At 71.4% G+C, this 21,256-nt stretch carries 23 protein-coding genes; 13 read left to right on the forward strand and 10 right to left on the reverse strand.

Annotated elements, in window-relative coordinates:
• The 3 genes from VF139_07880 to VF139_07890 form a co-directional block, all read left to right on the forward strand.
• On the forward strand, positions 1 to 995 hold a 995-nt coding region (locus VF139_07880; protein HEX6851315.1), incomplete at its 5' end, for a nickel-dependent hydrogenase large subunit.
• Positions 995 to 1,516: a HyaD/HybD family hydrogenase maturation endopeptidase gene (locus VF139_07885; protein ID HEX6851316.1), complete on the forward strand. Its 522-nt coding sequence runs from the start codon at positions 995 to 997 to the stop codon at positions 1,514 to 1,516. The genes VF139_07880 and VF139_07885, both read left to right, overlap by 1 nt.
• Positions 1,501 to 1,902: a hypothetical protein gene (locus tag VF139_07890; protein HEX6851317.1), complete on the forward strand. Its 402-nt coding sequence runs from the start codon at positions 1,501 to 1,503 to the stop codon at positions 1,900 to 1,902. Before VF139_07885 ends, VF139_07890 begins: the two co-directional genes overlap by 16 nt.
• On the opposite strand, the gene VF139_07895 is transcribed toward VF139_07890, so the two are convergent.
• The 9 genes from VF139_07895 to VF139_07935 all read right to left on the reverse strand — a co-directional run bounded on the left by VF139_07895 (position 1,880) and on the right by VF139_07935 (position 10,985).
• On the reverse strand, positions 1,880 to 3,424 hold the full coding sequence (locus VF139_07895; GenBank protein HEX6851318.1) for an NAD(P)-dependent oxidoreductase: 1,545 nt from the start codon (positions 3,422 to 3,424) through the stop codon (positions 1,880 to 1,882). The genes VF139_07890 and VF139_07895 overlap by 23 nt on opposite strands.
• 43 nt (positions 3,425 to 3,467) lie before the next feature.
• Positions 3,468 to 4,538 (reverse strand): hydrogenase expression/formation protein HypE, encoded by a 1,071-nt coding sequence (gene hypE / locus VF139_07900; protein ID HEX6851319.1) that lies wholly within the window; start codon positions 4,536 to 4,538, stop codon positions 3,468 to 3,470.
• Entirely contained in the window at positions 4,535 to 5,626 is a 1,092-nt protein-coding gene (gene hypD, locus VF139_07905; protein HEX6851320.1) for a hydrogenase formation protein HypD, read from the reverse strand. The genes hypE and hypD overlap by 4 nt, the downstream gene beginning before the upstream one ends.
• Entirely contained in the window at positions 5,623 to 5,880 is a 258-nt protein-coding gene (locus VF139_07910; GenBank protein ID HEX6851321.1) for a HypC/HybG/HupF family hydrogenase formation chaperone, read from the reverse strand. Before VF139_07910 ends, hypD begins: the two co-directional genes overlap by 4 nt.
• Before the next feature lie 4 nt (positions 5,881 to 5,884).
• The gene (hypF, locus tag VF139_07915; GenBank protein HEX6851322.1) at positions 5,885 to 8,185 is read right to left on the reverse strand and encodes a carbamoyltransferase HypF; all 2,301 of its coding nucleotides are present in this window, start codon (positions 8,183 to 8,185) and stop codon (positions 5,885 to 5,887) included.
• Positions 8,186 to 8,192: 7 nt separating this feature from the next.
• Positions 8,193 to 8,936: a hydrogenase nickel incorporation protein HypB gene (gene hypB, locus VF139_07920; GenBank protein HEX6851323.1), complete on the reverse strand. Its 744-nt coding sequence runs from the start codon at positions 8,934 to 8,936 to the stop codon at positions 8,193 to 8,195.
• A 2-nt stretch (positions 8,937 to 8,938) separates the two neighbouring features.
• Positions 8,939 to 9,280: a hydrogenase maturation nickel metallochaperone HypA gene (gene hypA, locus VF139_07925; protein HEX6851324.1), complete on the reverse strand. Its 342-nt coding sequence runs from the start codon at positions 9,278 to 9,280 to the stop codon at positions 8,939 to 8,941.
• 188 nt (positions 9,281 to 9,468) lie between these two features.
• Entirely contained in the window at positions 9,469 to 10,380 is a 912-nt protein-coding gene (locus tag VF139_07930; protein ID HEX6851325.1) for an anti-sigma factor, read from the reverse strand.
• Positions 10,377 to 10,985 (reverse strand): sigma-70 family RNA polymerase sigma factor, encoded by a 609-nt coding sequence (locus tag VF139_07935; protein HEX6851326.1) that lies wholly within the window; start codon positions 10,983 to 10,985, stop codon positions 10,377 to 10,379. The genes VF139_07930 and VF139_07935 overlap by 4 nt, the downstream gene beginning before the upstream one ends.
• A gap of 68 nt (positions 10,986 to 11,053) precedes the next feature.
• Between VF139_07935 and murB the strand changes: the two genes are divergently transcribed.
• Complete coding sequence (gene murB / locus VF139_07940) at positions 11,054 to 11,962, forward strand: UDP-N-acetylmuramate dehydrogenase (protein ID HEX6851327.1); 909 nt, start codon at positions 11,054 to 11,056, stop codon at positions 11,960 to 11,962.
• Positions 11,963 to 11,969: 7 nt separating this feature from the next.
• On the opposite strand, the gene mtgA is transcribed toward murB, so the two are convergent.
• The gene (mtgA, locus tag VF139_07945) at positions 11,970 to 12,692 is read right to left on the reverse strand and encodes a monofunctional biosynthetic peptidoglycan transglycosylase (protein HEX6851328.1); all 723 of its coding nucleotides are present in this window, start codon (positions 12,690 to 12,692) and stop codon (positions 11,970 to 11,972) included.
• 40 nt (positions 12,693 to 12,732) lie between these two features.
• Between mtgA and VF139_07950 the strand changes: the two genes are divergently transcribed.
• The 9 genes from VF139_07950 to VF139_07990 all read left to right on the forward strand — a co-directional run bounded on the left by VF139_07950 (position 12,733) and on the right by VF139_07990 (position 21,252).
• Positions 12,733 to 13,485, forward strand: a complete 753-nt coding sequence (locus tag VF139_07950; protein ID HEX6851329.1) for an NAD-dependent deacylase — start codon at positions 12,733 to 12,735, stop codon at positions 13,483 to 13,485.
• The gene (locus tag VF139_07955; GenBank protein HEX6851330.1) at positions 13,482 to 14,534 is read left to right on the forward strand and encodes a hypothetical protein; all 1,053 of its coding nucleotides are present in this window, start codon (positions 13,482 to 13,484) and stop codon (positions 14,532 to 14,534) included. Before VF139_07950 ends, VF139_07955 begins: the two co-directional genes overlap by 4 nt.
• A 34-nt stretch (positions 14,535 to 14,568) precedes the next feature.
• A complete protein-coding gene (locus tag VF139_07960) occupies positions 14,569 to 15,348 on the forward strand; it encodes a DUF1573 domain-containing protein (GenBank protein ID HEX6851331.1) in 780 nt (259 codons plus the stop codon).
• 11 nt (positions 15,349 to 15,359) lie between these two features.
• On the forward strand, positions 15,360 to 16,781 hold the full coding sequence (locus tag VF139_07965; protein HEX6851332.1) for a nucleotide excision repair endonuclease: 1,422 nt from the start codon (positions 15,360 to 15,362) through the stop codon (positions 16,779 to 16,781).
• Entirely contained in the window at positions 16,778 to 18,100 is a 1,323-nt protein-coding gene (locus tag VF139_07970) for a hemolysin family protein (protein HEX6851333.1), read from the forward strand. Before VF139_07965 ends, VF139_07970 begins: the two co-directional genes overlap by 4 nt.
• A 92-nt stretch (positions 18,101 to 18,192) precedes the next feature.
• Positions 18,193 to 18,651 carry a Fur family transcriptional regulator gene (locus tag VF139_07975; protein ID HEX6851334.1) on the forward strand — a complete coding sequence of 153 codons (459 nt, stop codon included), beginning with the start codon at positions 18,193 to 18,195 and terminating at the stop codon, positions 18,649 to 18,651.
• Between the two features lie 107 nt (positions 18,652 to 18,758).
• Positions 18,759 to 20,159, forward strand: coding sequence for a hypothetical protein (locus VF139_07980; protein ID HEX6851335.1), 1,401 nt, complete (start codon positions 18,759 to 18,761; stop codon positions 20,157 to 20,159).
• 14 nt (positions 20,160 to 20,173) lie between these two features.
• On the forward strand, positions 20,174 to 20,773 hold the full coding sequence (locus tag VF139_07985) for an FMN-binding protein (GenBank protein HEX6851336.1): 600 nt from the start codon (positions 20,174 to 20,176) through the stop codon (positions 20,771 to 20,773).
• Positions 20,770 to 21,252: a hypothetical protein gene (locus VF139_07990; protein ID HEX6851337.1), complete on the forward strand. Its 483-nt coding sequence runs from the start codon at positions 20,770 to 20,772 to the stop codon at positions 21,250 to 21,252. Before VF139_07985 ends, VF139_07990 begins: the two co-directional genes overlap by 4 nt.
• Positions 21,253 to 21,256 lie beyond the last annotated feature (4 nt).

Here is a 21,256-nt window from a genome sequence, read left to right on the forward strand (position 1 = left end):
ACATGGCGCAGCTCTTCAAGATCAAGACGATGCTGGACGACGTCGTGGCGTTCATCCAGCAGGTCTACCTCCCCGACGTCTGCGCGATCGGGGCGCTCTACGCCAACTGGCTTCCCTACGGGAAGGGCGTCACCAACTACCTCGCCGTCCCCGACCTTCCGCTCGACACCAAGGGCACGCAGTTCGATCTTCCCGGCGGGACGATCTTCGACGGCGACCTCGGCACCTACAAGCCGATCACCTCGTTCCAGGACCCGTACTTCCGCGACAACGTGACCGAGAACATCGAGCACGCCTACTACGACGGGAACTGGACGAAGCACCCGTGGGAGTCCGAGACCGTTCCCAAGCTCGTGGACTACGACGCGAACGGCAAGTACTCCTGGGTCAAGGCCCCCCGGTTCATGGACAAGCCAACCCAGGTGGGTCCGCTGGCGCAGGTCCTCGTCGGCCTCGCCTCGGGTCACGAGCTCACGAAGAAGTGGGGCACCTACGCGCTCGACACCGTCTCCGCGGTGGCGGGGACGAAGGTCGGCCCCGGCGCGCTGCACTCCACCCTCGGCCGGCACCTCGCCCGCGCGATCCGGTGCGCCACGATCTGCGACCTCGCCCAGAAGCACTGGGAGCTTCTCGTGAACAACGTCGGCAAGGGCGACACGGCGATCTTCACGCCGTTCACCTTCCCGAAGGGAGAGCAGCAGGGCTTCGGATTCCACGAGGCGCCGCGCGGCACGCTGTCCCACTGGATCGTCATCAAGGACGGCAAGATCAAGAACTACCAGGCCGTCGTCCCGACGACGTGGAACGCCGGGCCGCGCGACTCCAAGGGGATGAAAGGCCCGTACGAGGCGTGCCTGATCGGCAATCCGATCGCGGATCCCGAGAAGCCCCTCGAGGTGCTGCGCACGATCCACTCCTTCGATCCCTGTCTCGCGTGCGCCGTCCACACCGTCGATCCCGAGGGTCGCGAGATCGCGCGGGTCAAGGTTCTCTGATGAGCGAGGTCGCGATCCTGGGGCTGGGCAACATCCTCATGCAGGACGACGCCTTCGGCCCCCACGTCATCCACGCGCTCGAGGCGGGTTTCCGCTTTCCCGAGGGCGTCGACGTGCTCGAGCTGGGGACCCCGGGATTCGACCTCGTGCCTTACATGACCGGGCGGCGCGCGGTGATCCTCGTCGACACGGCGATCACCGACGGGCCGCCCGGGACGATCAAGCTCTACCGGCGCGACGCCCTTCTCAAGGTCGCGCCCTCCCCCAGGCCCAGCGCCCACCAGCCCACCGTGCTGGAGACGCTGCTGTCGCTCCAGTTCTCCGGCTCCTGCCCTGAAGAGGTCCTGCTCGTCGGCGTCGTGCCGAAGTCGTGCGAGAAGGGAACCTCGATGTCGGCCGAGCTGCACGCCGCGATCCCCGAAGCCTGCGAGGAAGTCGTCAAGGAACTCGCACGACTCGGCATCGAGGCGGAGCGTCGCTCGGTCCCTGCCTCCTCTCAGGTCTGGTGGGAAACCGCCTGAGCCGTCCCGGATTCCTGGAGCGCGCCGAGCCGTGGCTCGTCCACCTCGTCGCGCTCCACACGCTGGCGGTCGGCGTGGTGCTCTTGTTCGCCACGGAATGGGGCCTCCGTTTTGGCGGATGGAGCACCGCGCCGCCCCCCTTTTTCCCTCGTCAGGGGGGCGCCTTCCACCTCATCGCGGCCTTCGCCTACGTCTGGGAGTACCGCCGCCACGGAACCGTGAACGTGCTCCTCTGCGCGAAGGGGATCGCGACGGTTTTCCTCGCCTCGCACAGCTTCGGCACGGACGTGCCGTGGCTGATCCCCTTTTCCGCGGTGAGCGACGGGGCGATGGGGATCGCGGTGGCGTGGGTGCGGGCGAGGGTCAGGGCGTCCCGACCGGCGTGACCGTCTCTCCCCCGGCCCGCCGCTGCTCGGCGAGGACGTCGTAACGGTCGAGGATGTGGTCGATGCCGAACTTGAGCGGCATCGTGACGTAGTCCTCGATCTCCTCCCTCAGATCCGCGGCTTCCGGTTCCTCGAGGATCTCCTCCGCCGCGATCCGGCCGACGGTCTCGACGGCATCGCAGACCTCCGCCGCCGGGAACCCCGCCGCGAACCGTCGATCCGCCAGCTCCTCGCAGAACGCGAAGAAGATGCCGCGCTCGCGGGTGCGGATGGCGTTCATGAGCGCGTGGAGCGCCTGGCCGTGTTGCCACTGCGGAGGGTCGTGGACCAGGCGCTGGTAGGTCGGGAACCGCTCTCCCGCGCGGGGCCCGTACATGAGATCGGTCAGCCGGGAGACGATCTGCTTCTCGCGCTTCTCGAGCATCGCGTAGATACGGAGGTTCGGACCGACGCGCAGTCGGCGCATCGCCCAGTGGTTGCGGCGGTGCCACTCGATCGGGTCCATCTCGAGGTTCTCGATCAGGAACGGCATCCGGCGGAGGATCTCGAGGCGTTCGCGGGGCGCCCAGCCCAGAAGCGACCGCGTGCGGGCGGCGTTCACCGCCATCACCCTGTCGATGTATTTCGCCATCCAGGGGCGCTCGAACGGACGGTGTCCGCCGAGCCGTCCCGCGAGGTCCCGCACCCACATCCCCGGGCCGCACAGGGCCTTGGGGATGTGGATGGGTTCGCCCCCGTGGCGCCGGCCGTGCAGCGCGACCGCCTCGAACAACGCGTCCTGCGAGGTCGCGCCGTCCCCCGAGGCGATCACGACCCCGCGGGGCGCGAGCACCTCGAATCGATCGAAGACCCGACGGAGCATCGGGGGGATCTCGCGGACGTGGAGATACGGGAGCCCCGTCCGGCCCCGGCCCGCGACCAGGCGCCGGTTCCAGTTCCTTCCCGTCCAGGTCTCCATCAGCGCGAACAGCGGCGGGTACTCGCACCAGTCCGAGAACAACGCCGCGAATCGCACGATCGACGACTTGATGGCGCCGTCGTATTCGCCGAGCATCCGCTCGCCGGCGGCCTTCGTGACGGAGTAGATCTCGACGCCGTCGGGGGGGCTCGTCTCGTCGAGGACCTTCCCCGGATCCGGAAATCGGCTCACCGCGAGGGAGGAGGAGAAGACGAAGTTGCGGATCCCCGACTCCTTCGTCGCCTCGAGGACGTGCCGCATCCCCTCGACGTTCGTCCTCCAGTACAGGGGGTCCTGCTCCCCCGTGAAGTCGTAATACGCCGCGAGGTGGACGACCGCGTCGACGGGGCCGTGGGCGACGATTCGCCGGAACGCGGCGCGCACCGACTCCCAGTCCGTGATGTCGGCGTGCAGCCACCGGACGTTGGAGTGCTCCGGGACGCCGGCCCGGGACTGCGAGCGCCTCGACAACCCGTACAGGACGCAGTCGCCCCGCGCGGACTCGATGACGTGTCGACCGACGAACCCCGACGCGCCCGTCAGGATCAGCGAGCGCGGACGCATGGCAGCATCCTCCGAGGGCCGACGGCAGTGTAGCGCTTTCGGCTCAGCAAATCCTCGGCAGCTGCTCCCCGGAGAGGAGGTCCACGACGCGGTCGCCGCCGACGCGACTGCGCAGCACGACCTGCCCCGCGGGCCCGTCGGTCACCTCCCCCACGATCGCCGATTGCCCTCCGAACTCGTCGGCGCACATCACGGCGAGCGCCTCCTCCGCGCGCTCCCGCGCGACGATCGCGAGGCACTTCCCTTCGTTCGCGACGTAGAGCGGGTCGAACCCGAGGATCTCGCACGCGCCCCGAACCTCGTCCCGGACCGGAATCCGGCGCTCGTCGAGCCGGATCCCCACGCGGGCGGACTTGGCGATCTCGTTCATCGCCGAGGCGACCCCGCCGCGGGTCGGATCCCGAAGGACGTGGACGTCGTCGCCGAGCGCATCGAGCAGGCGGGCGACGAGCCGGTGCAGGGGCGCCGAGTCGGTGACGATCGCCGTCTCGAACTCCAGTCCCTCGCGCACCGAGAGGATCGCGATCCCGTGGTCGGCGATCGGCCCGTTGATCAGGACGACGTCGCCCGGCCGCGCGCGCGCGGGATCGATCGAGATCCCCTTCGGCACGAGCCCGACCCCCGAGGTGTTCACGAACAGGCCGTCCCCCTTCCCGCGGTCGACGACCTTGGTGTCCCCCGTGGCGATGGGCACCCCCGCCGCCGCCGCCGCGGAACCCATCGAGCGGACGACGCGCCACAGGTCTTCCATGCGCAGCCCCTCCTCGACGATGAAGCCGCAGGAGAGGGCGAGCGGAGACGCCCCGCACATCGCGAGGTCGTTCACGGTCCCGTGAACGGCGAGGGAGCCGATGTCCCCTCCGGGGAAGAACATCGGACTCACCACGTACGAGTCGGTGGAGAACGCCAGGCGCGCGCCGCCGAGGTCGAGGACCGCGCCGTCGTGGAGCCGCGCGAGCGCGGGGTTGTCGAAGGCCTCGAGGAACATCCCCTCGACGAGGCGCTGGGAGAAGCGCCCCCCGCCCCCGTGCGCGAGGAGCACGTGCTCGTGTTCGGTCGCGGGGATGGGGCAGGCCAGGTGGCGAAGGGCCTCGCCCGGGTGCCGCTCGCTCATGAACGGGCCCTCGCGTAGGAGAAGTACGCCGAACACGCCCCCTCGGTCGAGACCATCGGCGCGCCGAGCGGGTGATCGGGGGTGCAGCGCGTGCCGAACGCGGAGCACTCCGGAGGCTTCTTGCGTCCCTGGAGGATCAGCCCCGCGATGCACTCGGCGTTCTCGTCGGCTCGGACCGACTCGACGTCGAAACGCGTCACCGCGTCGAACGCCGCGTACGCGGGTCGCAGCTTGTACCCGCTCGCGGGGATGAAGCCGACGCCGCGCCAGGCGCGGTCTCCGACCTCGAAGACCTCGTGGACCGTCTCGATCGCGTGGCGGTTCCCCTCGCGCTGCACGGTCCGGGCGTACTGGTTCTCGACGCCGTGGCGCCCCTCCTCGAGGGCGACGACCACGCGGTAGACCCCCTCGAGCAGGTCGAGCGGCTCGAACCCCGTGACGACGATCGGGATGCGGTACTTCTCCGCGATCGGCTCGTACTCCTCGAATCCCATCACGGTGCAGACGTGCCCCGCGGCGAGAAAGCCCTGGACGACGTTCCCGGGTGCGGAGAGGATCGCCTCCATCGCCGGCGGCACGAGGACGTGGGAGCACAGGACCGAGAAATTCGCGACGCCGGAGAGCTTCGCGACCCGCACCGCCATCGCGTTCGCCGGTGCGGTCGTCTCGAACCCCACCGCGAAGAAGACGACCTGCCGGTCCGGGTGCTTGCGCGCGAGCTCGACGGCGTCGAGCGGCGAGTAGACGACGCGCACGTCTCCACCCGACGCTTTCACCCGAAGCAGGTCGTCGCCGGTCCCGGGCACGCGGAGCATGTCGCCGAAGGAGGTAAAGATCACCTCGGGCCGGCGCGCGATCGCGACGGCGCGATCGATCATCTCGACCGGCGTCACGCAGACGGGGCACCCGGGGCCGTGGACGAGCGTGACCTGCTCCGGGAGCATCCGGTCGAGACCGAACTTCATGAACGTGTGCGTCTGGCCGCCGCAGATCTCCATCAGCGTCCAGGGGCGCGTGACCTTCCTGCGCAGCAGCTCGAGGAAGCGCTTCGCCTCCGCCTCGCCGCGGTATTCGTCGACGTACTTCATGGACGCTTCTCCCCGAACTCCTCGAGCTCCCCCATCTCCTCGAGGAACTTGAAGACCTCCCCCGCTTCCTTCTCGTCGATGCGGCTGATGGCGAAGCCGACGTGGACGAGGACGTAGTCGCCCACCTTCGCTTCGGGGACGTAGGCGAGGCAGATGTCCTTCACGATTCCCGCGAACGACACACGGCCCATCGGCATCGTGTCGACCGTCGCGGGGTCGATGGAGACGACTTTTCCCGGAACGCCGAGGCACATGGCGTCAGACCTCCTGCAGGCGCCGGGCGGCGACGACCGCCTGACCCAACGCGAGACCGCCGTCGTTCGGCGGGACGTGTTTGTGGAGCAGGATCTCGAACCCTTCCGCTTCGAGCGCCCGCGCGGCCCGCTCGGCGAGGGTGCGGTTCTGGAAGCAGCCTCCGGTGAGGGCGACGCGCGGTTCGGCCACGGCGCGGGCGACCTCGACGATCGCCGCGACGAGAGCGGCGTGGAAGCGGGAGGCGACGACCCGGGCCTCCGCGCCCGCGGCGACGTCACGGACGATCTCCGCCACGAGCGGCCGCCAGTCGAGCTCGAGGCGGCCGTCGCCCGACACGACCGGAAGCGCGTAGGGCCGCGACGCGACGTCGGTCGCCGCGGACTCGAGGAGCATCGCGGCCTGGCCCTCGAACGCGCTGCGCTGGCGGATCCCGGCCAGCGCCGCGACTGCGTCGAACAGCCGGCCCATGCTCGAGGTGGTGGGCGTGTGAAGCCCGCGCTCGAGCTGACGCGTGAGCAGCCGCCGTTCGGCCTCGGTGAAGTCCGTGATCGTCGGCGGAGCGGGGTCTCCCAGCGCCCAGAGCAGCGCGAACGCCACCCGCCGGGGCTCGCGCGCGGCGGCGTCTCCCCCCGGGAGCGGGAAGGGACGCAGCGACGCGACGCGACGGTACCCCGCGGCGTCTCCCAGCAGGAACTCCCCCCCCCAGATCGTCCCGTCGTCGCCCAGGCCGGTTCCGTCCCAGACGACGCCGAGGGCGCGACCGTCGACGCCGTTCTCGGCGAGACACGACGCCAGGTGGGCGTGGTGGTGCTGGACCGCGAAGACGGGAACCGACGGCAGGCGCCCGGCCGGCGTCGCCGCCTCCCGCGCCCAGCGCGAGGAGGCGTAGTCGGGGTGGAGGTCGCACGCGATCGCTTCCGGGCGGACGTCCCAGAGCCGCAGGAAGTCGTCCGCGCAGCGTTCGAACGCCGCGAGCGCCTGAGGCGTGTCGAGATCGCCGACGTGTTGCCCGAGGAAGACGCGAGGGCCGAGCGCGAGCGCCACCGCGTTCTTCTGGTGCGCACCGACGGCGAGCACCGCCGGAAGGGAGCTCGGAACGGCGACGGGGAGCGGGGCGAATCCTCTCGCGCGGCGCAGAACGCGCGTCTCGCCCCTCAGCACCCACGCGACGCTGTCGTCGGCGTGCCGCGCGATCGGCCGGTCATGGACGAGGAAGACGTCGGCGATCCCGCGGAGGCGGTCGAGCGCCTCGCTCTCCTCGGTGCAAATCGGTTCATCGCTGAGGTTTCCGCTCGTCGCGACGACCGGGGCTTCGTACGCGCGAAGGAGCAGGTGGTGCATCGGCGTCGCGGGGAGCATGACCCCCAGCGTCGTCATGCCCGGCGCCACGTTGCGGGCCACCCGGGCCGACGCGTTGCGACGCAGCAGGAGGATCGGGGCGGCGGCGCCCGCGAGGGCGGCTTCCGCCGCGGCGTCGGTTTCGGCGAGCTCCCGCACGGCGTCGAGGTCCCGGGCCATCAGGGCGAACGGCTTCTCCTCGCGGCGCTTGCGCTCGCGCAGGCGGCCGACGACCCCTTCGTCCGCCGCGTCGCACAGGAGCTGGAAGCCGCCGAGTCCCTTCACCGCCACGATCCGCCCGTCGCGCAAGGCGCCCGCCGCGGCGTCGATCGCGCCGCCTCCGGCGGCGAGCGCGCGGCCGTCGGCGTCCCGGAGCACGAGCGTCGGCCCGCACGCGGGGCAGGCCACGGGCTGCGCGTGGAACCGGCGGTCGGCGGGGTCCTCGTATTCGCGACGGCAGTCGGGGCACAGCGCGAACGCCGCCATCGTGGTCCGGGGGCGGTCGTACGGCAGCTCGCGAACGATCGTGAACCTCGGCCCGCACCGGGTGCAGTTGGTGAAGGCGTAGCGGTGGCGACGCCCCGCGGGGTCGAGCACCTCGTCGAGACAGTCGGGACAGGTCGCGAGGTCGGCGAGCACCGCCACGGTCTTCGTGCCGACCTGCTCGCTGGTCCGGATCGAGAAGGCGGAGCCCCCGTCGACCTCGACCCAGGTCGCCGCGATCGACTCGATGCGCGCGTTCGGCGGCCCGCCGGCGGTCAGGTCGCGCTCGAACGCCTCGATCGCGGATGCGGGCCCCTCGACCTCGACGAACAGGCCCCGGGCGTCGTTCTGCACCCAGCCGGACAGACCGCGCAGGGTCGCCTCGCGGTAGACCCAGGGACGGAATCCCACCCCCTGGACCGCGCCGCACACCTCGAATCGCCTGCGGCGGGAGACGGGCGCGGCGGCGGGGGCTCGCGTCACGGCCGACTCAGGAGGGGTGGACGTGAGGGTGCGGACGGAGGTGGGCGTGCGCGCGGGGCTTGACGAGCAGCTCCTCCCGCCGCGCCTCGAGCCACTTCAGCCAGCGCTCGAATCCCTCGCCGGTGCGCGCGGAGACGACGAACACCTTCGGGTCGGGCATCACGCGACGGATCGCGTCCTCGATCGCGGCGACGTCCACCTCGAGGTGCGGAACGAGGTCGTGTTTGGTGATCAGCACGAGGTCGGCCTTGTGGAACATCGTCGGGTACTTGAGGGGCTTGTCCTCCCCTTCCGTCACCGACAGCGCGACCACGTTGAACGCCTGTCCGAGGTCGTACACCGCCGGGCAGACGAGGTTTCCGACGTTCTCGATGAAGAGGTACTCGACGTCGCGCCACGGGAACTGGTGGAGCGCGTCGTGGACCATCCTCGCGTCGAGGTGGCAGGCGGTCCCCGTCGTGATCGCCAGCGACGGGATCCCCGCGCGGTTCAGCCGGAGGGCGTCGCGGTCGGTCGCCAGGTCGGCGGTGATCGCGCCCAGCCGGAAACGTTGCGTGAACGCGGTCGCGGTGCGCTCGAGGACGGCCGTCTTCCCCGCTCCCGGCGAGCCCATCAGGTTGATCGCGAGCACGCCGCCTTCGGCGAAGTGCGCGCGGTTGTGCGCGGCGGTCCGGTCGTTCTCGACGAGAATCTTCTGCTGGATCTCGACGGGAACGAGTTCGTGGTCGCCGCAGCCGCAGCTGTCGCACATGGTCAGTCCACCTCCATCTCGAGCCGTTCGAGGACGATCTCGTCCCCCGCGATCAGTCGGGCCCCGACCGCGCAGTCGGGACATTGCAGGAAGTCCCCGCGGTGCACCTCGCGCGAACATTGCGGGCAACGGTAACGCGCCGGGACCCGGACGATCTCGAGGGCCGCCCCTTTTGCCACCGTCGGCTCGCGGTAGACGTCGAAGGCGGTCGCGAGGAGCTCGGCCTCGACCCCGGCCAATTCGCCCAGCCGCAGGGTGACCTTCTGCACCGAGGTCGCCTTGTGGGCGCGCGCCTGGGATTCGACCTGCTCGAGCAGGGCCTGGACGATCGAGGTTTCGTGCATCGGGGCCTTTCCGTATCGGACCCCGAGATTTTGCACGATCCGTACCGCCCCGCCGACGACCTAAATCACGCTCCTGGGCGCCTTTCCGGCGCAATTCGTGCGTGGCCGCAGCCGCCGGCCGAAAGAATCTCGCTGCGCCGCGGCATCGGCCCACATGGCGATTCCGGCCGGACGCAACGATTGCGGTGTCACGGGGCCGGGAATCGGACCCGCACGCCGATGCACGCGCCCGGGAGCGACTCCACTCGCGTCTCCTCGACGCGGACCCCGGCCTCGGCCAGGGTTCGCCGACACTCCGGCCAGAGGCTCCTCGGCACGATGACCTCCAGGATCCCCGGTCGGGACTCCGGTTGCGGCCTCGCACCCTGCCGTCGGAGCGCATCCTCGAGGGGACCACGAGCGATCGCGACGTCCGACGACACTTCGACGAACTCCACGACGCCGCAAGGTTCGTCGCCGAGGCCGGCACCGGCGCGCGCGGCGAGGTTCTCGTCGCGCTCGGGCGTCGCTTCCCGTGCCGAGGACGCCTTGGCCGTCGGGCGGGGCGCGGTGGTTTCCTCTCGCCGGAAGGAGTCGAGGACGCGCTCCCGCACCTCGGGCTCGAGCGCCGGGGCGTGCTTCGCCTCGGCGTCCCTCGCGGCGCCTTCCGTCGCGATCACCTCGGGCTCCGGCAGCGGCTTCGGCTTCGGCTTCGGCTTCCGCAGCGGCGGCGGCGGCGGTGTCGGCGGCGGCGGCGCGGCCTCGGGGGATCGCACCTCGGCGCTCGGAGCCTGCGGTCTGGGTGCTTCGGGCCCCTGGAGGTACCACGCGGTGGCGACGAGCCCCGCCGCGGCGAGCGAGGCCGCGGCGCCGAGCCACGCGCGACGCCCGGACGCGGGGGGGAGGATCGAGGACGCGATGCGCTCGCGAAGTCCCTCCGGAAGCTCCGGAGCGCCCAGCTGCGCCGATGCGTCGACGATCCGGCGAAGGTCCTCGAGGGTCGCGCGGCAGCTCTCGCACCCGGCGAGGTGAGCCTCGACGCGCGCGCGCTCCTCCGCCGTCGCCTCGCCGTCCAGGTGCGCGGAGAGGAGCTCGACCGGGAGGTGATCGGTCGCGCTCATCGCGAGCCTCCTTCCACGCAGTCCTTGAGCGAGCCCCGGGCGCGGGCCAGGCGCGAACGCACGGTACCGAGCTCGATCCCGAGAACGCGCGCGATCTCCTCGTACGACAGCTCCTCGGCGTCGCGCAGCGCGACCACCGCCTTCCAGGTCGCGGGGAGCTTCTCGAGGCAGTCCGCGAGGCGACGCAGGAGCTCTTTCGACTCGAGGGCGCGCAGCGGCGTCTTCGCCTCCGAGGCGGCCAGCTCCGGCACCCCGTCGCCGTCGATCGGATCCGACGCGCGCGCGAGCCGGACCGAGGCTCGGTTCAGGTGGTTCAGCGCGCGGGTGACCGCGATGCGATGGAGCCACGTGGAGAACGCCGCGTCCCCGCGGTAGTCCGCGATCGAGCGATGCGCGGTGAGGAAGGTCTCCTGCACGACGTCCTCCGCGTCTTCGCGGTGCCGCACGATCCGCGCGACGACCGCCCAGACGCGCGGGAGATGGAGTCCGACCAGGCGGTCGAACGCGCCGCGGTCCCCCTCGCGGGCGCGTCGGACCAGGGCTTCCTCGATCGGGGCCGGCTCGGGGTCGGGATCCTCGGAGGCGCTTCGCACGGGGACGAGCATGCCACGGTCCCTCCGAAGGGTTGGACCGGGGCGCGCCGGGGAAGTTCCCTCTGGTACGCTTCGCGCGCATGAACCCCGCCGAGAGCAGGGCCCGGGCGCTGCGCGACGCCGGATTCCGCGGCGAAATCCGGACGGAGGCGCCGCTCGCCCCGTTCACGACGTGGCGGATCGGGGGTCCCGCCGAGCTCCTCGCCACCCCCGACGACCCCATCGACCTCGTCCACGCCCTGAAATGGGCCGCGGCATCGGGGACGCCGTGGCGGATCCTCGGAAACGGCTCGAATCTGCTGATCCGGGACGAGGGGGTGCGCGGTCTCGTCCTGCGCGTACGCCGGACCCTCGACGGGATCCACGTCGAAGGGACCAGGGTCGTCGCGGGGGCCGGAGCCTCGTTCCCCGCCGTGGCGAACGCCGCGGCGCACCACGGGCTCGCCGGGCTCGAGTTCGCCGCGGGGATTCCCGGCTCGGTCGGCGGGGCGGTCGTCATGAACGCGGGGTGGCACCAGTACGAAACGGGGAACGTCGTGCTCCGCGTGGACTTCCTGACCCCGGACGGCGAGCGCGAGCTCTGGCCTCGCGAGCGCTGCGCCTTCGGCTACCGGACGAGCGCGTTCAAGGGCCGCGCCGGAATCGTCCTCGAAGCGACCTTCGGCCTCGCCCAGGACGACCCCGAGGCCGTGCGCGCCCGTCTCGACCAGTTCGCGGCGTCGCGCAGGCAGAACCAGCCGACCGAGTTGCCGTCCTGCGGCTCGGTCTTCCTCAAGCCGCCCGGCGACTTCGCGGGGCGCCTGATCGAGGCGGCCGGCCTCAAGGGCGCGCGCGAGGGGGGCATCGAGGTCTCCACCAAACACGCGAACTTCTTCGTCAACGTCGGCGGCGGCACCGCGCACGACGTGCTGGCGCTCGTCGCCCGCGTGGAGCGCGAGGTGAACGAGCGGTTCGGCGTGAAGCTCCAGCGCGAGTTCGAGGTCTGGTAGCGCGCGCTCAGATCTCCCGCCAGAGGAACTCCGCCCGGGCCATGCGACGCAGGAGCTTCTCCCGACGGGCCGCGGCGGTCCGGCTTCCCGTCGACGGATTCCACCCGTCCGGGTTGGGTAGCGCCGCCGCGAGCGCGGCCGCCTCCGGCTCGTCGAGCTCCGCCGCGGGCTTGCCGAAGTAGCGGCGGGCGGCCGCTTCCGCGCCGTAGACGCCGGGACCGAACTCGACCACGTTGAGGTAGACCTCGAGGATCCGTCGCTTCGGGAGGGCCGCCTCGAGCTGGCGGGTCAGGATGGCTTCCTTGACCTTCCGGAGCGGGTCGCGGGAGGGCGAAAGCCAGAGGTTCTTGGCCAGCTGCTGGGTGATCGTCGAGGCGCCGCGCGGGAGCTCGCGGTCGTCCAAGGCCTCGCGGAGCGCGACCTTCATCTCGGCGACCTCGAATCCGTGGTGCGAGAAGAAGTTCACGTCCTCGCCCACGAGCACCGCGCGCTTCAGGTGCGCCGAGATCCGCGAATAGGGCACGACCCGCCGGTCGACGTCGGCGCGCATCCCCGCCTCGCGCCGCCGGTCCTTCCAACGCTCGATGAACGCGGTGGTGGTCGGGTCTTCGCGGCGAAGCGCCGCCACGTCGGGCCAGGTGAGGACCTCGACGCCGAGCCACACCCCGACGATCAGGAGCGTGACGAGGACGAGGCGCCGCAGCGGCCGGGTTCGTTTCCTTCGAGCCATCGTCGGCCCAGCCTATCGCGAACGCGTTATCCTCTGCCCCGTGAGCGACGATGCCGTAACCCGCGCCGCAGACGCGATCGTGCGCGCCCGCAAGGCCGCCGCGCTGACCGGAGCCGGGGTCTCCACCGAGAGCGGGATCCCCGACTTCCGGAGCCCCGGCGGACTGTGGTCGGTCTTCGACCCGATGGAGTACGCGACGCTGGCGTGTTTCCGGGAGGAGCCGGCGAAGGCGTGGACGCTGTTCCGCGCGCTGGGGAGGAGCTGCGTCGACCGGCGACCGAACGCGGGCCATCTGGCGCTCGCGGCGCTCGAATCGGAAGGGTGGATCGCCGGCGTCGTGACGCAGAACATCGACGGTCTGCACCAGGCGGCCGGCTCCCGGCGAGTCCTCGAGATCCACGGAAACGGCGAGCGGTTGCGTTGTCCGACTTGCGGCCGGTCGACTCCGTTCGAGCGGTCCCACCTCGAGGAGGACGCCCCGCTGCCCCGCTGCGCGGCGTGCGGCTCGATCCTGAAGCCCGATGTGGTCCTGTTCGGTGAGCAAACCCAGGCCACGCAGGCGATCGCCGAGCTCGTTTCCGGATGCGAGGTGCTGCTCGTCGTGGGCACGTCGGCGAACGTGGTCCCCGCGGCGTGGCTCCCGGATCAGGTGCGCGCGCACGGCGGCCGCCTGGTCGAATTCAACCTCGAGCGCTGCCTGGACGCCGACGTCTTCGTCCCCGGGCCGGTCGGCACGACCCTCCCGGCGACGGTCGACGCGGTCGCGAAGCTGGCCCACGGAGGACGCGCGTGAGAGGGCTCGTCTCGTTTCACCCGGCCGACGTCGCATTCTTCGACGACGTGATCGCGCCGCTCGTGGCGGGTCGCAAGATCAACCCCGAGCCCTACCTGCAGGAGGCGATCCGTCTCCGGAAGACGTGGTGGCGGGCCCGTCGCTGGCCCCGGGCGCTGACCGAACTCGTCGAGGCGGCGACGCCTCCCTCCGCCGACCCCACCGCCAGGCTCTGGGATCGCATCCGGACGAATCTCGAGAAGATCGATTTCCGCGCCCCGGAGCTCGCCCGCAAGGCGATGCAGCGGCTGGAGGCGGATCTCCACGTGGACGGGCGCCCGTTCTTCGTCGCCGAGGGCTCGGCCGAGCGCGTCGCCGCCGCCGTCGAGGCGTTCCGCACCGCCGACGGCGAGCCGGCCGCGGACCGGCTCGCCCGGGACCAGGCCTCGCGCCTCGATCCCTCCTTCGTCGACCAGGTGGAGCCGCGGGACGGCGAGGACCTTTCCGCCGACCTCCAGCATCGCAACGACCTGCTGGCCTCGCTCAAGCGCCTGTTCGATCTCGGCCGCGCCGCCCGCGAGGGGGGATCGTGGCCGGCGGAGGAGGGCCAGCCTTCGCGGCCGGCCGTCCAGGCGCTCGCGCAGGAGCTTGCCTGGCGGGCGGTCTGGCTGCACTCCCGCGTCCAGCCCTTCTGGGTCGGACGCGACGTCGACGGGCTGGAGACGATCTGCCGCGCGTCCGGGGTTCCCGCGCCGGACTGCCTCGTTCCGGCATGGCGGCTGTTCGCGGAGTCGTGCGACGCGTTCCCGGAGGTGAAGGAAGGGTTGCACCTCGAGATCCAGGGCCCCAGGGACGTCGGCGCCTTCGTCGCGCCCGGCGAGGTCGGGGCTCTCGTCGAGTTCCTGACGCAGCACGGGACGAGGATCCTCGCCGCGGCGGCACGGGCGGGAGAAGGACCGGCCGCGACCGTCCTGCTCCGCAAGATCAAGGAATGCGCCGTGTACGCGGAGCGGCGGGGGCTCGGGTACCTCGAGGCCGCCGGAATCGTCCCCCCCGACCTCGAGGGATGAACACGACGTCGCTTCGCCGTACCATGAGGGTCCCATGAACGTGCATCGGACCTCCCCCGGGGTCTTTCTCGCGGTCGCGTGCCTGTTCCTCGGAGCCGACACGCCGGAAAACCCGGCGCCGAGAACCCGGTGGGAGCACACCACCCACGACTTCGGAACGCTGGCGGCGGATGCGAAGGTCGACTACCGCTGGCCCGTCCACAACGACGGCACGGCCCCGCTCGAGATCGTGAACACGTTTCCTTCCTGCGGCTGCACCGCTTCGCTGATCGAGGGAGGCCCCATCGCTCCCGGGAAGAGCGGTTCGCTGCTCGTGACCTTCAACGCGGCCGGCCAGCAGGGAGACGTGCGGAAGACGATCGCCGTGGTGACCACCGACCCCGCGAAACCGCGCACGATCCTCACGATCAAGGCGAAGGTCCTCCCTCCCGCGAACCCCCGCGTCTCCGCCGGCCATCCGCCGATCCAGGGGCAATCGCTGCTCGGCGCGGGCTGCGCCGAATGCCACGCGAAGCCGGCGGCCGGGAAAACCGGCGAGCCGCTCTTCGCCGCCGTCTGCGCGATGTGCCACGGCGCCGACGCGAACGGGGGCCTCGCGAACGGGCTGCGCGACGCGGATTACCTCGCGTCGCGGGACGACCGCGCCCTCGCCGACGCGATCGCGTTCGGGACCGCGAACCCGCGCATGCCGGGGTTCTCGGTCGACATGGGCGGTCCTCTCACGCCCGCTCAGATCGACTCGATCGTCCGGCAGCTGCGCGCGTGGGGCCCCGTCTCCCGGCGGCCCGCCGCGGCCCCCCCCGCCCCCCGTTGAGGGTACGCGGCGTGCGAAGGACCGCCTCCCTGACCGCCGAACGCGCGGTGCGGTACCTGCGCGATCACCCCGACGGCGCAACCGGCGTGGACCTGGCGACGGCGGTCCTCGCGACGCGCGTGGGCGACGAGGCGACGGCCGCTCTTCTCCTCGACGTCGCCTTCGCCTCCGACCCTCGCCTGGTTTACGACGGCGGAGCCTGGCGCCTCTCCGCCGCGCCCGCGCTCGTCGAGGACGAGGCTCTGGCTCCCGCTCCTGCCCCCGCCGCGGACCCCGACCTCGCCTTCGTCGTGATCGACGGAGAGCGCCCCGGACCCCGGCGTCCGTTCGTCCTGCGCTCGATCGCGGTCGTGCGCGCCGGCTCCGGGCGCGTGCTCGCCGCGTGCGCGGGGGACCCGGCCGATGCACGCGGTGCGGTGGAGCTCCGCTCGGAGGCGCTCGAAGCGCTCGACGGCGCGATCGCGGTCCTCCACGACGCCCCGGGAGCGATCGAGGCGTTCGAGCGCTGGCTCGGCGAGCCGCTCGGGCGGCTCGTTTCCCTGCGGCGGCTGGGCCGCGTGCGCGCCGGCCTTCCCGGGTGGCACACCCTCGAGCAGCTGGCCGCGCGGCTGGGCGTGGGTTTCCGCGACGCGGCCGATCCCGGACGTGCCGCCGAGATCCTCGAGAATTGCCTCGGCGCCCTGCGGCGCCCCGGCGAGGGGTTCGCCCAACTCGAAGCCGCGGCGACCGGGGGCGCTCCGGCGATCCCCTGGTCCCGCTACGCCTTCGACCGGGAGTGGCTGCGCACGGTGCCGGCGGCGGCGGGAACGTACCGGTTCCTCGACGCCGACGGCGGCCTGGTCTACGTCGGCAAGTCACGGGACCTCCGGCGTCGCCTCGCCTCGTATTTCCGTGAAAGCGGCCCGCGGACCGCGCGGGTGCAGCGCCTGATCGATGCCGTGCACCGGATCGAGGTCGCGCCTTCGGGCTCCGATCTCGATGCGGTGCTCCGTGAAGCGGCGGAGATCGCCCGGCGCCGACCCGCCGCGAACGTCCAGCGGCACCACCATCCGACGCCGGGACGCGGCGCCCGATTCGAGTCGATCCTGATCCTGGAGCCGGGCTGGCCTCCTCACGCGCTGCGCGCGTTCCTCATCCACGGCGGCGAATGGGTGGACGTCGTGCCGATCGGGCCACGGGGCGGAGGGCTTCGGCGCATCGAGCGACTGCTCGACGAGCGCTGCTTCGACCCGAGGCCCGGTCCCGTCTCACAGCCGGCGCGGCCGGTCGAAGTGGCGCTGGTCACGCGCTGGCTCGCCGCCCACCGGGACCGCGCGGTCGCCTTCGACCCGACCCACCTCCGGTCCGCGCGAGAAGTCGTCGAACGGCTGCGCTGGTTCCTGGGCGCCGGGACCCTCGGCGAGGGGGACGCCGGCCCGTGGGTGCCGCGGTGAGCACGCTTCCGTTCATCGCCGTCGCGTTCGCCCTCGTCGCGGTGAATGCCTTCTTCGTCGCCGCCGAGTTCGCGCTCGTCCGCGTGAGGGTCACGCGGATCGAGGAGCTCGTCGGCACCGGCGTGCGGCGGGCCGTCGCCACCCGCGAGGTCCTCCGCCACCTCGACGCGTACATCTCGGCGTGCCAGCTGGGCATCACGCTGACCTCCCTCGGCCTCGGATGGGTCGGTGAGCCCGCGTTCGCGCGGCTGTTCGAGCCTCTGTTCTCGTGGACGGGAGCGTGGAGCGTCGCCGCGGCGCACTCCGCCGCGATCGTCGCGGCCTTCGCCCTGATCACGTTCCTGCACGTGGTTCTCGGCGAGCTCGCCCCGAAGACCTTCGCGATCGCGCATCCGGAGTCGACCGCGCTCGCCGTGTCCTGGCCGCTTCACGCCTTCAAGACCGTCTTCTGGCCGCTCATCGCGCTGATGAACGGGACGTCCAACTTCATCGTGCGCCTGGCGGGTCTCACCCCCGCCAGCGAGGGATCGCTCGCCCACAGCGAAGCGGAGCTCCGGATGATCCTCGCGGTCAGCGAGAAGAGCGGCGTGCTCTCCGAGCCTCACGCGCGGCTGCTGTCCCGGGCCCTGGATTTCCCCGACCGGACCGTCCGGCAGATCCTCGTTCCTCGGGGGGACGTCGTCTACCTCGACCTGCGGAACGCCTACGCCGAGAACCTCGTCCGGGCCCGGGACTACGGACACACGCGGTATCCGCTCTGCGACGGCGGCATCGACCAGGTCGTCGGGGTGGTCAACATCAAGGACCTCTTCCCGCTCGCCGCTCCCCCCGCGACCGGAGGGGATCTGCGCGCGATCGCCCGCCCGCCGTTGTTCATCCCCGACACGGTGCGCATCGAACAGGCGTTGGCCCTGTTCCAGAAACGTCGGATCCACCTCGGCGTCGTCGTCGACGAATACGGCGGCACCGCCGGGGTGGTCACGCTCGAGGACGTCCTCGAGGAGCTGATCGGCGAGATCCAGGACGAATACGACCAGGAGACTCCCAAGGTGCAGCCCCAGCCCGACGGGCGGTTGCTCGTCGACGCGGCCCTCTCGCTCGACGACATGGACTCCGTCCTGGGGATCGCGGACGACGGCGAGGAGGACGTGGACACGATCGCGGGGCTCGTCCTCGCCCGGCTGGGCCGGATCGCGCGGGTCGGAGACGCCGTCCGGATCGGCGGGCGACGCGTGGAGGTGGTCAAGGTCCGCGGTCGTCGGATCCTCCGTCTCGCCGTCTCCCCGCCGTCCCTTGACGGGGGTCAAGGGAAAAGCTGATCTCGGAGAGGCGCGCCATTGACGCGCCGCGGAGGCGTGCGATACGTTCCCGGCGTGGGTTGCGAACGGTTCGCAACTGAGTCGGAGGCCCCGTGAAGGGCTCGATCGGAACGCTGGCGGAGCGGATGCGGGTCAAGGGCCTGCGGATGACCGGCCAGCGGCAGCTGCTCGTCGAGGTCCTCGAGGAGGCGACGGAGCACCTGGATGCCGAGGCGCTCTACAAGCGCGCCAAGGTAAAGGACCCGACGATCCATCGGGCGACGATCTACCGGACGCTCAACAAGCTCAAGAAGCTCGGCCTCGTCGACGAGCTCGACCTGATGCACGTCAGCGGCGAGCGGCACTACTACGAGATCCGGCCCTCGTCGCTGCACATCCACCTCGTCTGCACGAAGTGCAAAGGGGTCCTCGAGCCCGAGGGTCCGTTCTGGGAGAGCATCAAGCGCCGCGTCCAGGAGGAGAGCGGCTTCCGGCCCGAGGTCGTGCGCATCGAGATGGCCGGCCTGTGCGCCGCGTGCCAGCACCCATCCCGCCGGGCGCACAGCGCATGACCGATCGCCTCGCCTCTTTTTTTGCCCCTTCTTGCGAATCTTTCGCAATTAGATTTCCGTGCCTGTCCGGTCGGAGCCCCCGGCCGCGACGAAGGCAGGAGGCCCCCATGTCACGTTTCCTGAAGTCCCTCCTCCTTGGTGTCGCCGTCGCACTCACCTCGATTCCGGCGGCGGTGGCCGACGACGCCAAGACCGCCGAGCTCGAGCAGAAGGTGAAGGCCCTCGAGCAGGCCCTCGCGGACCTGCGGGCCCGATCGGGGGACACCCCCGAGATCGACGAGATCCGCCGGCAGATCGAGGTGCTCACCCAGGAGATCGAGAATCTCAGGATTGGCGACGCGGCGCCGTCCGCCGACGCGACCGCCGGCGGCAAGTACGGACTCGCGCCCAGCGCCTCGAAGGTCTACGGCGTGAAGCGCGGCGTGTCCATCGGCGGCTACGGCGAGATGATCTACGAGAATCCGGACTCCACGCGGGAGGACGGCACGGCGTCGGGCCGCACGGATCAGCTCGACTTCGCCCGGGCGATCCTCTACTTCGGGTACAAGTTCAACGACCGCATCCTCTTCAACTCCGAGATCGAGTACGAACACGCCACGACCGGCGAAGGCGACGAGGAGAAAGGCGAGGTGTCGGTCGAGTTCGCCTACCTCGACTTCCTCTTCCGCGATGCGATCAACGTCCGCACCGGGTTGATGCTCGTTCCGATGGGGTTCGTCAACGAGATGCACGAGGGACCGACCTTCCTCGGTGCCAAGCGCCCGCAGGTCGAGAACCGGATCATCCCGACGACCTGGCGCGAGAACGGCGTGGGCGTCTTCGGCGAGGCGGGCAAGGTCTCCTACCGTGCCTACCTCGTCACCGGGCTCGACGCGATCGAGGGCAGCTCTTCGGGCGCGGAAGGATTCCAGGCCTCGGGGATCCGCGACGGCCGGTCGGGCGGTTCGCAGTCGCCCGCGGAGGACTTCGCGCTCACCGGTCGGCTCGACGTCAAGCCGGTCGCCGGCCTCACCCTGGGCGGCGCCTTCTTCGCCGGAAACGCCGGCCAGGGCGAGACCGACGCCGAAGGGTCGATCGACGCGAAGACCACGCTTGTCGACCTCCACGCGGAGTACCGCTGGCGCGGGCTGCAGACGCGCCTGCTCTGGGTGAAGACGTCGATCGACGACGCCGCGAGGATCAACGCCGCGCAGGGGCTCACCGGCGCGGGTTCCGTGGGCGAGCGCCAGTACGGGATGTACGCGGAGGCGGGGTACGACGTCCTCGCCCACCGCGACGGCACGAAGCAGGCGCTGATCCCCTTCGTCCGCTACGAGCGCTTCAACACGCAGGACCGGGTCCCCGAGGGCTTCACCGCCGACCCGGCCAACGACGTAACGGTCACGACCGTCGGCGCGTCGTGGAAACCGATCCCGAACATCGCGATCAAGCTCGACTGGAACAAGTTCGAAAACGAGGCCCGCACCGGCGTCGACCAGGTCAACCTCGCCGTCGGCTACCTCTTCTGAGACTCGGAGCGTTCATGACTTCCTCCGCGCGTCCCGTTCCCGCGATGCAGGCCCCGCGCCGCCGGCCCCTCACGGCATTCGTCATGGCGGCGCTGCTCGCGGTCGCGGGGCGCGCGGAGGCAAAGGCCTTCCTCTCCCAGGAGCAGGCGCTCCGCCTCGCGTTCGGAGAGGGCGCCGCCAGCGAGAAGAAGACCGCGTACCTCACGCAGGCCCAGCTCGCCCGGGCCCGCGAGCTCGCGGGCCCGGGCGTCGAGGTCTCGTCCGCCCTCGTCACCCGCTACGAGGGCCGCCGCGACGGAGCCTCCCTCGGCTTCGCCTACTTCGACACGCACGTGGTCCGCACGCTCCCGGAGACGCTGATGGTGGTCGTCGGTCCGGACGGCGCGATCGTCCGGGTGGACGTCGTGGTCTTCTCCGAGCCGGAGGACTACCTCCCCCGCGACGCCTGGTTCGGGCAGTTCCGCGGCCGCCGGCTCGAGCGCGAGCTGTCGGTCAAGCGCGGCATCCACGGCATCACGGGAGCGACCCTTTCCGCCCAGGCGGCGACCGACGCCGCGCGACGGATCCTCGCGGTCCACCAGGCGCTCGCCGAGTCGCCGGGGACGGCCCGGTGAACCCCTTCGAGCGCTGGATGCTCTGGGGGTCGACGACGGTCGTCGGCCTTTCGGGGTTCGCGTTCCTCTGGCTCAAGCACGTCGCGGCCCCCGCGGACCCGTACGCGATCGTGAACCACCCGTGGCAGCCGTTCTTCCTGAAGCTGCACATCCTCTCCGCCCCGGTGCTCGTCTTCGCGGTGGGCGTCGTGTTCCTCCGGCACATCTGGCGGCAGTTCCGCTCCGGCCGCCCGGGAGGCCGTCGCACGGGCCTCACGGTGTTCGCCGTGATGGTGCCGATGGTCGCGTCCGGGTATCTGCTCCAGACCGTCGCCTCCCGCGACGCGCTGCGCTGGCTCGCCTGGATCCACATCGGCACCAGCACGGCGTACGTCCTCGCCATCGGGGGCCACCAGCTGCGCACCCTCGTCGTCGAGTCGGCCGCGCGCCGGGCGCGCGCCGCGTCCCGCCCGGCGGCCGAGGGCGAGCCCGCGGCCTGATACC

The sequence above is a fragment of the Candidatus Polarisedimenticolaceae bacterium genome (assembly GCA_036376135.1).
Classification (GTDB): Bacteria; Acidobacteriota; Polarisedimenticolia; order Polarisedimenticolales; family DASRJG01; genus DASVAW01.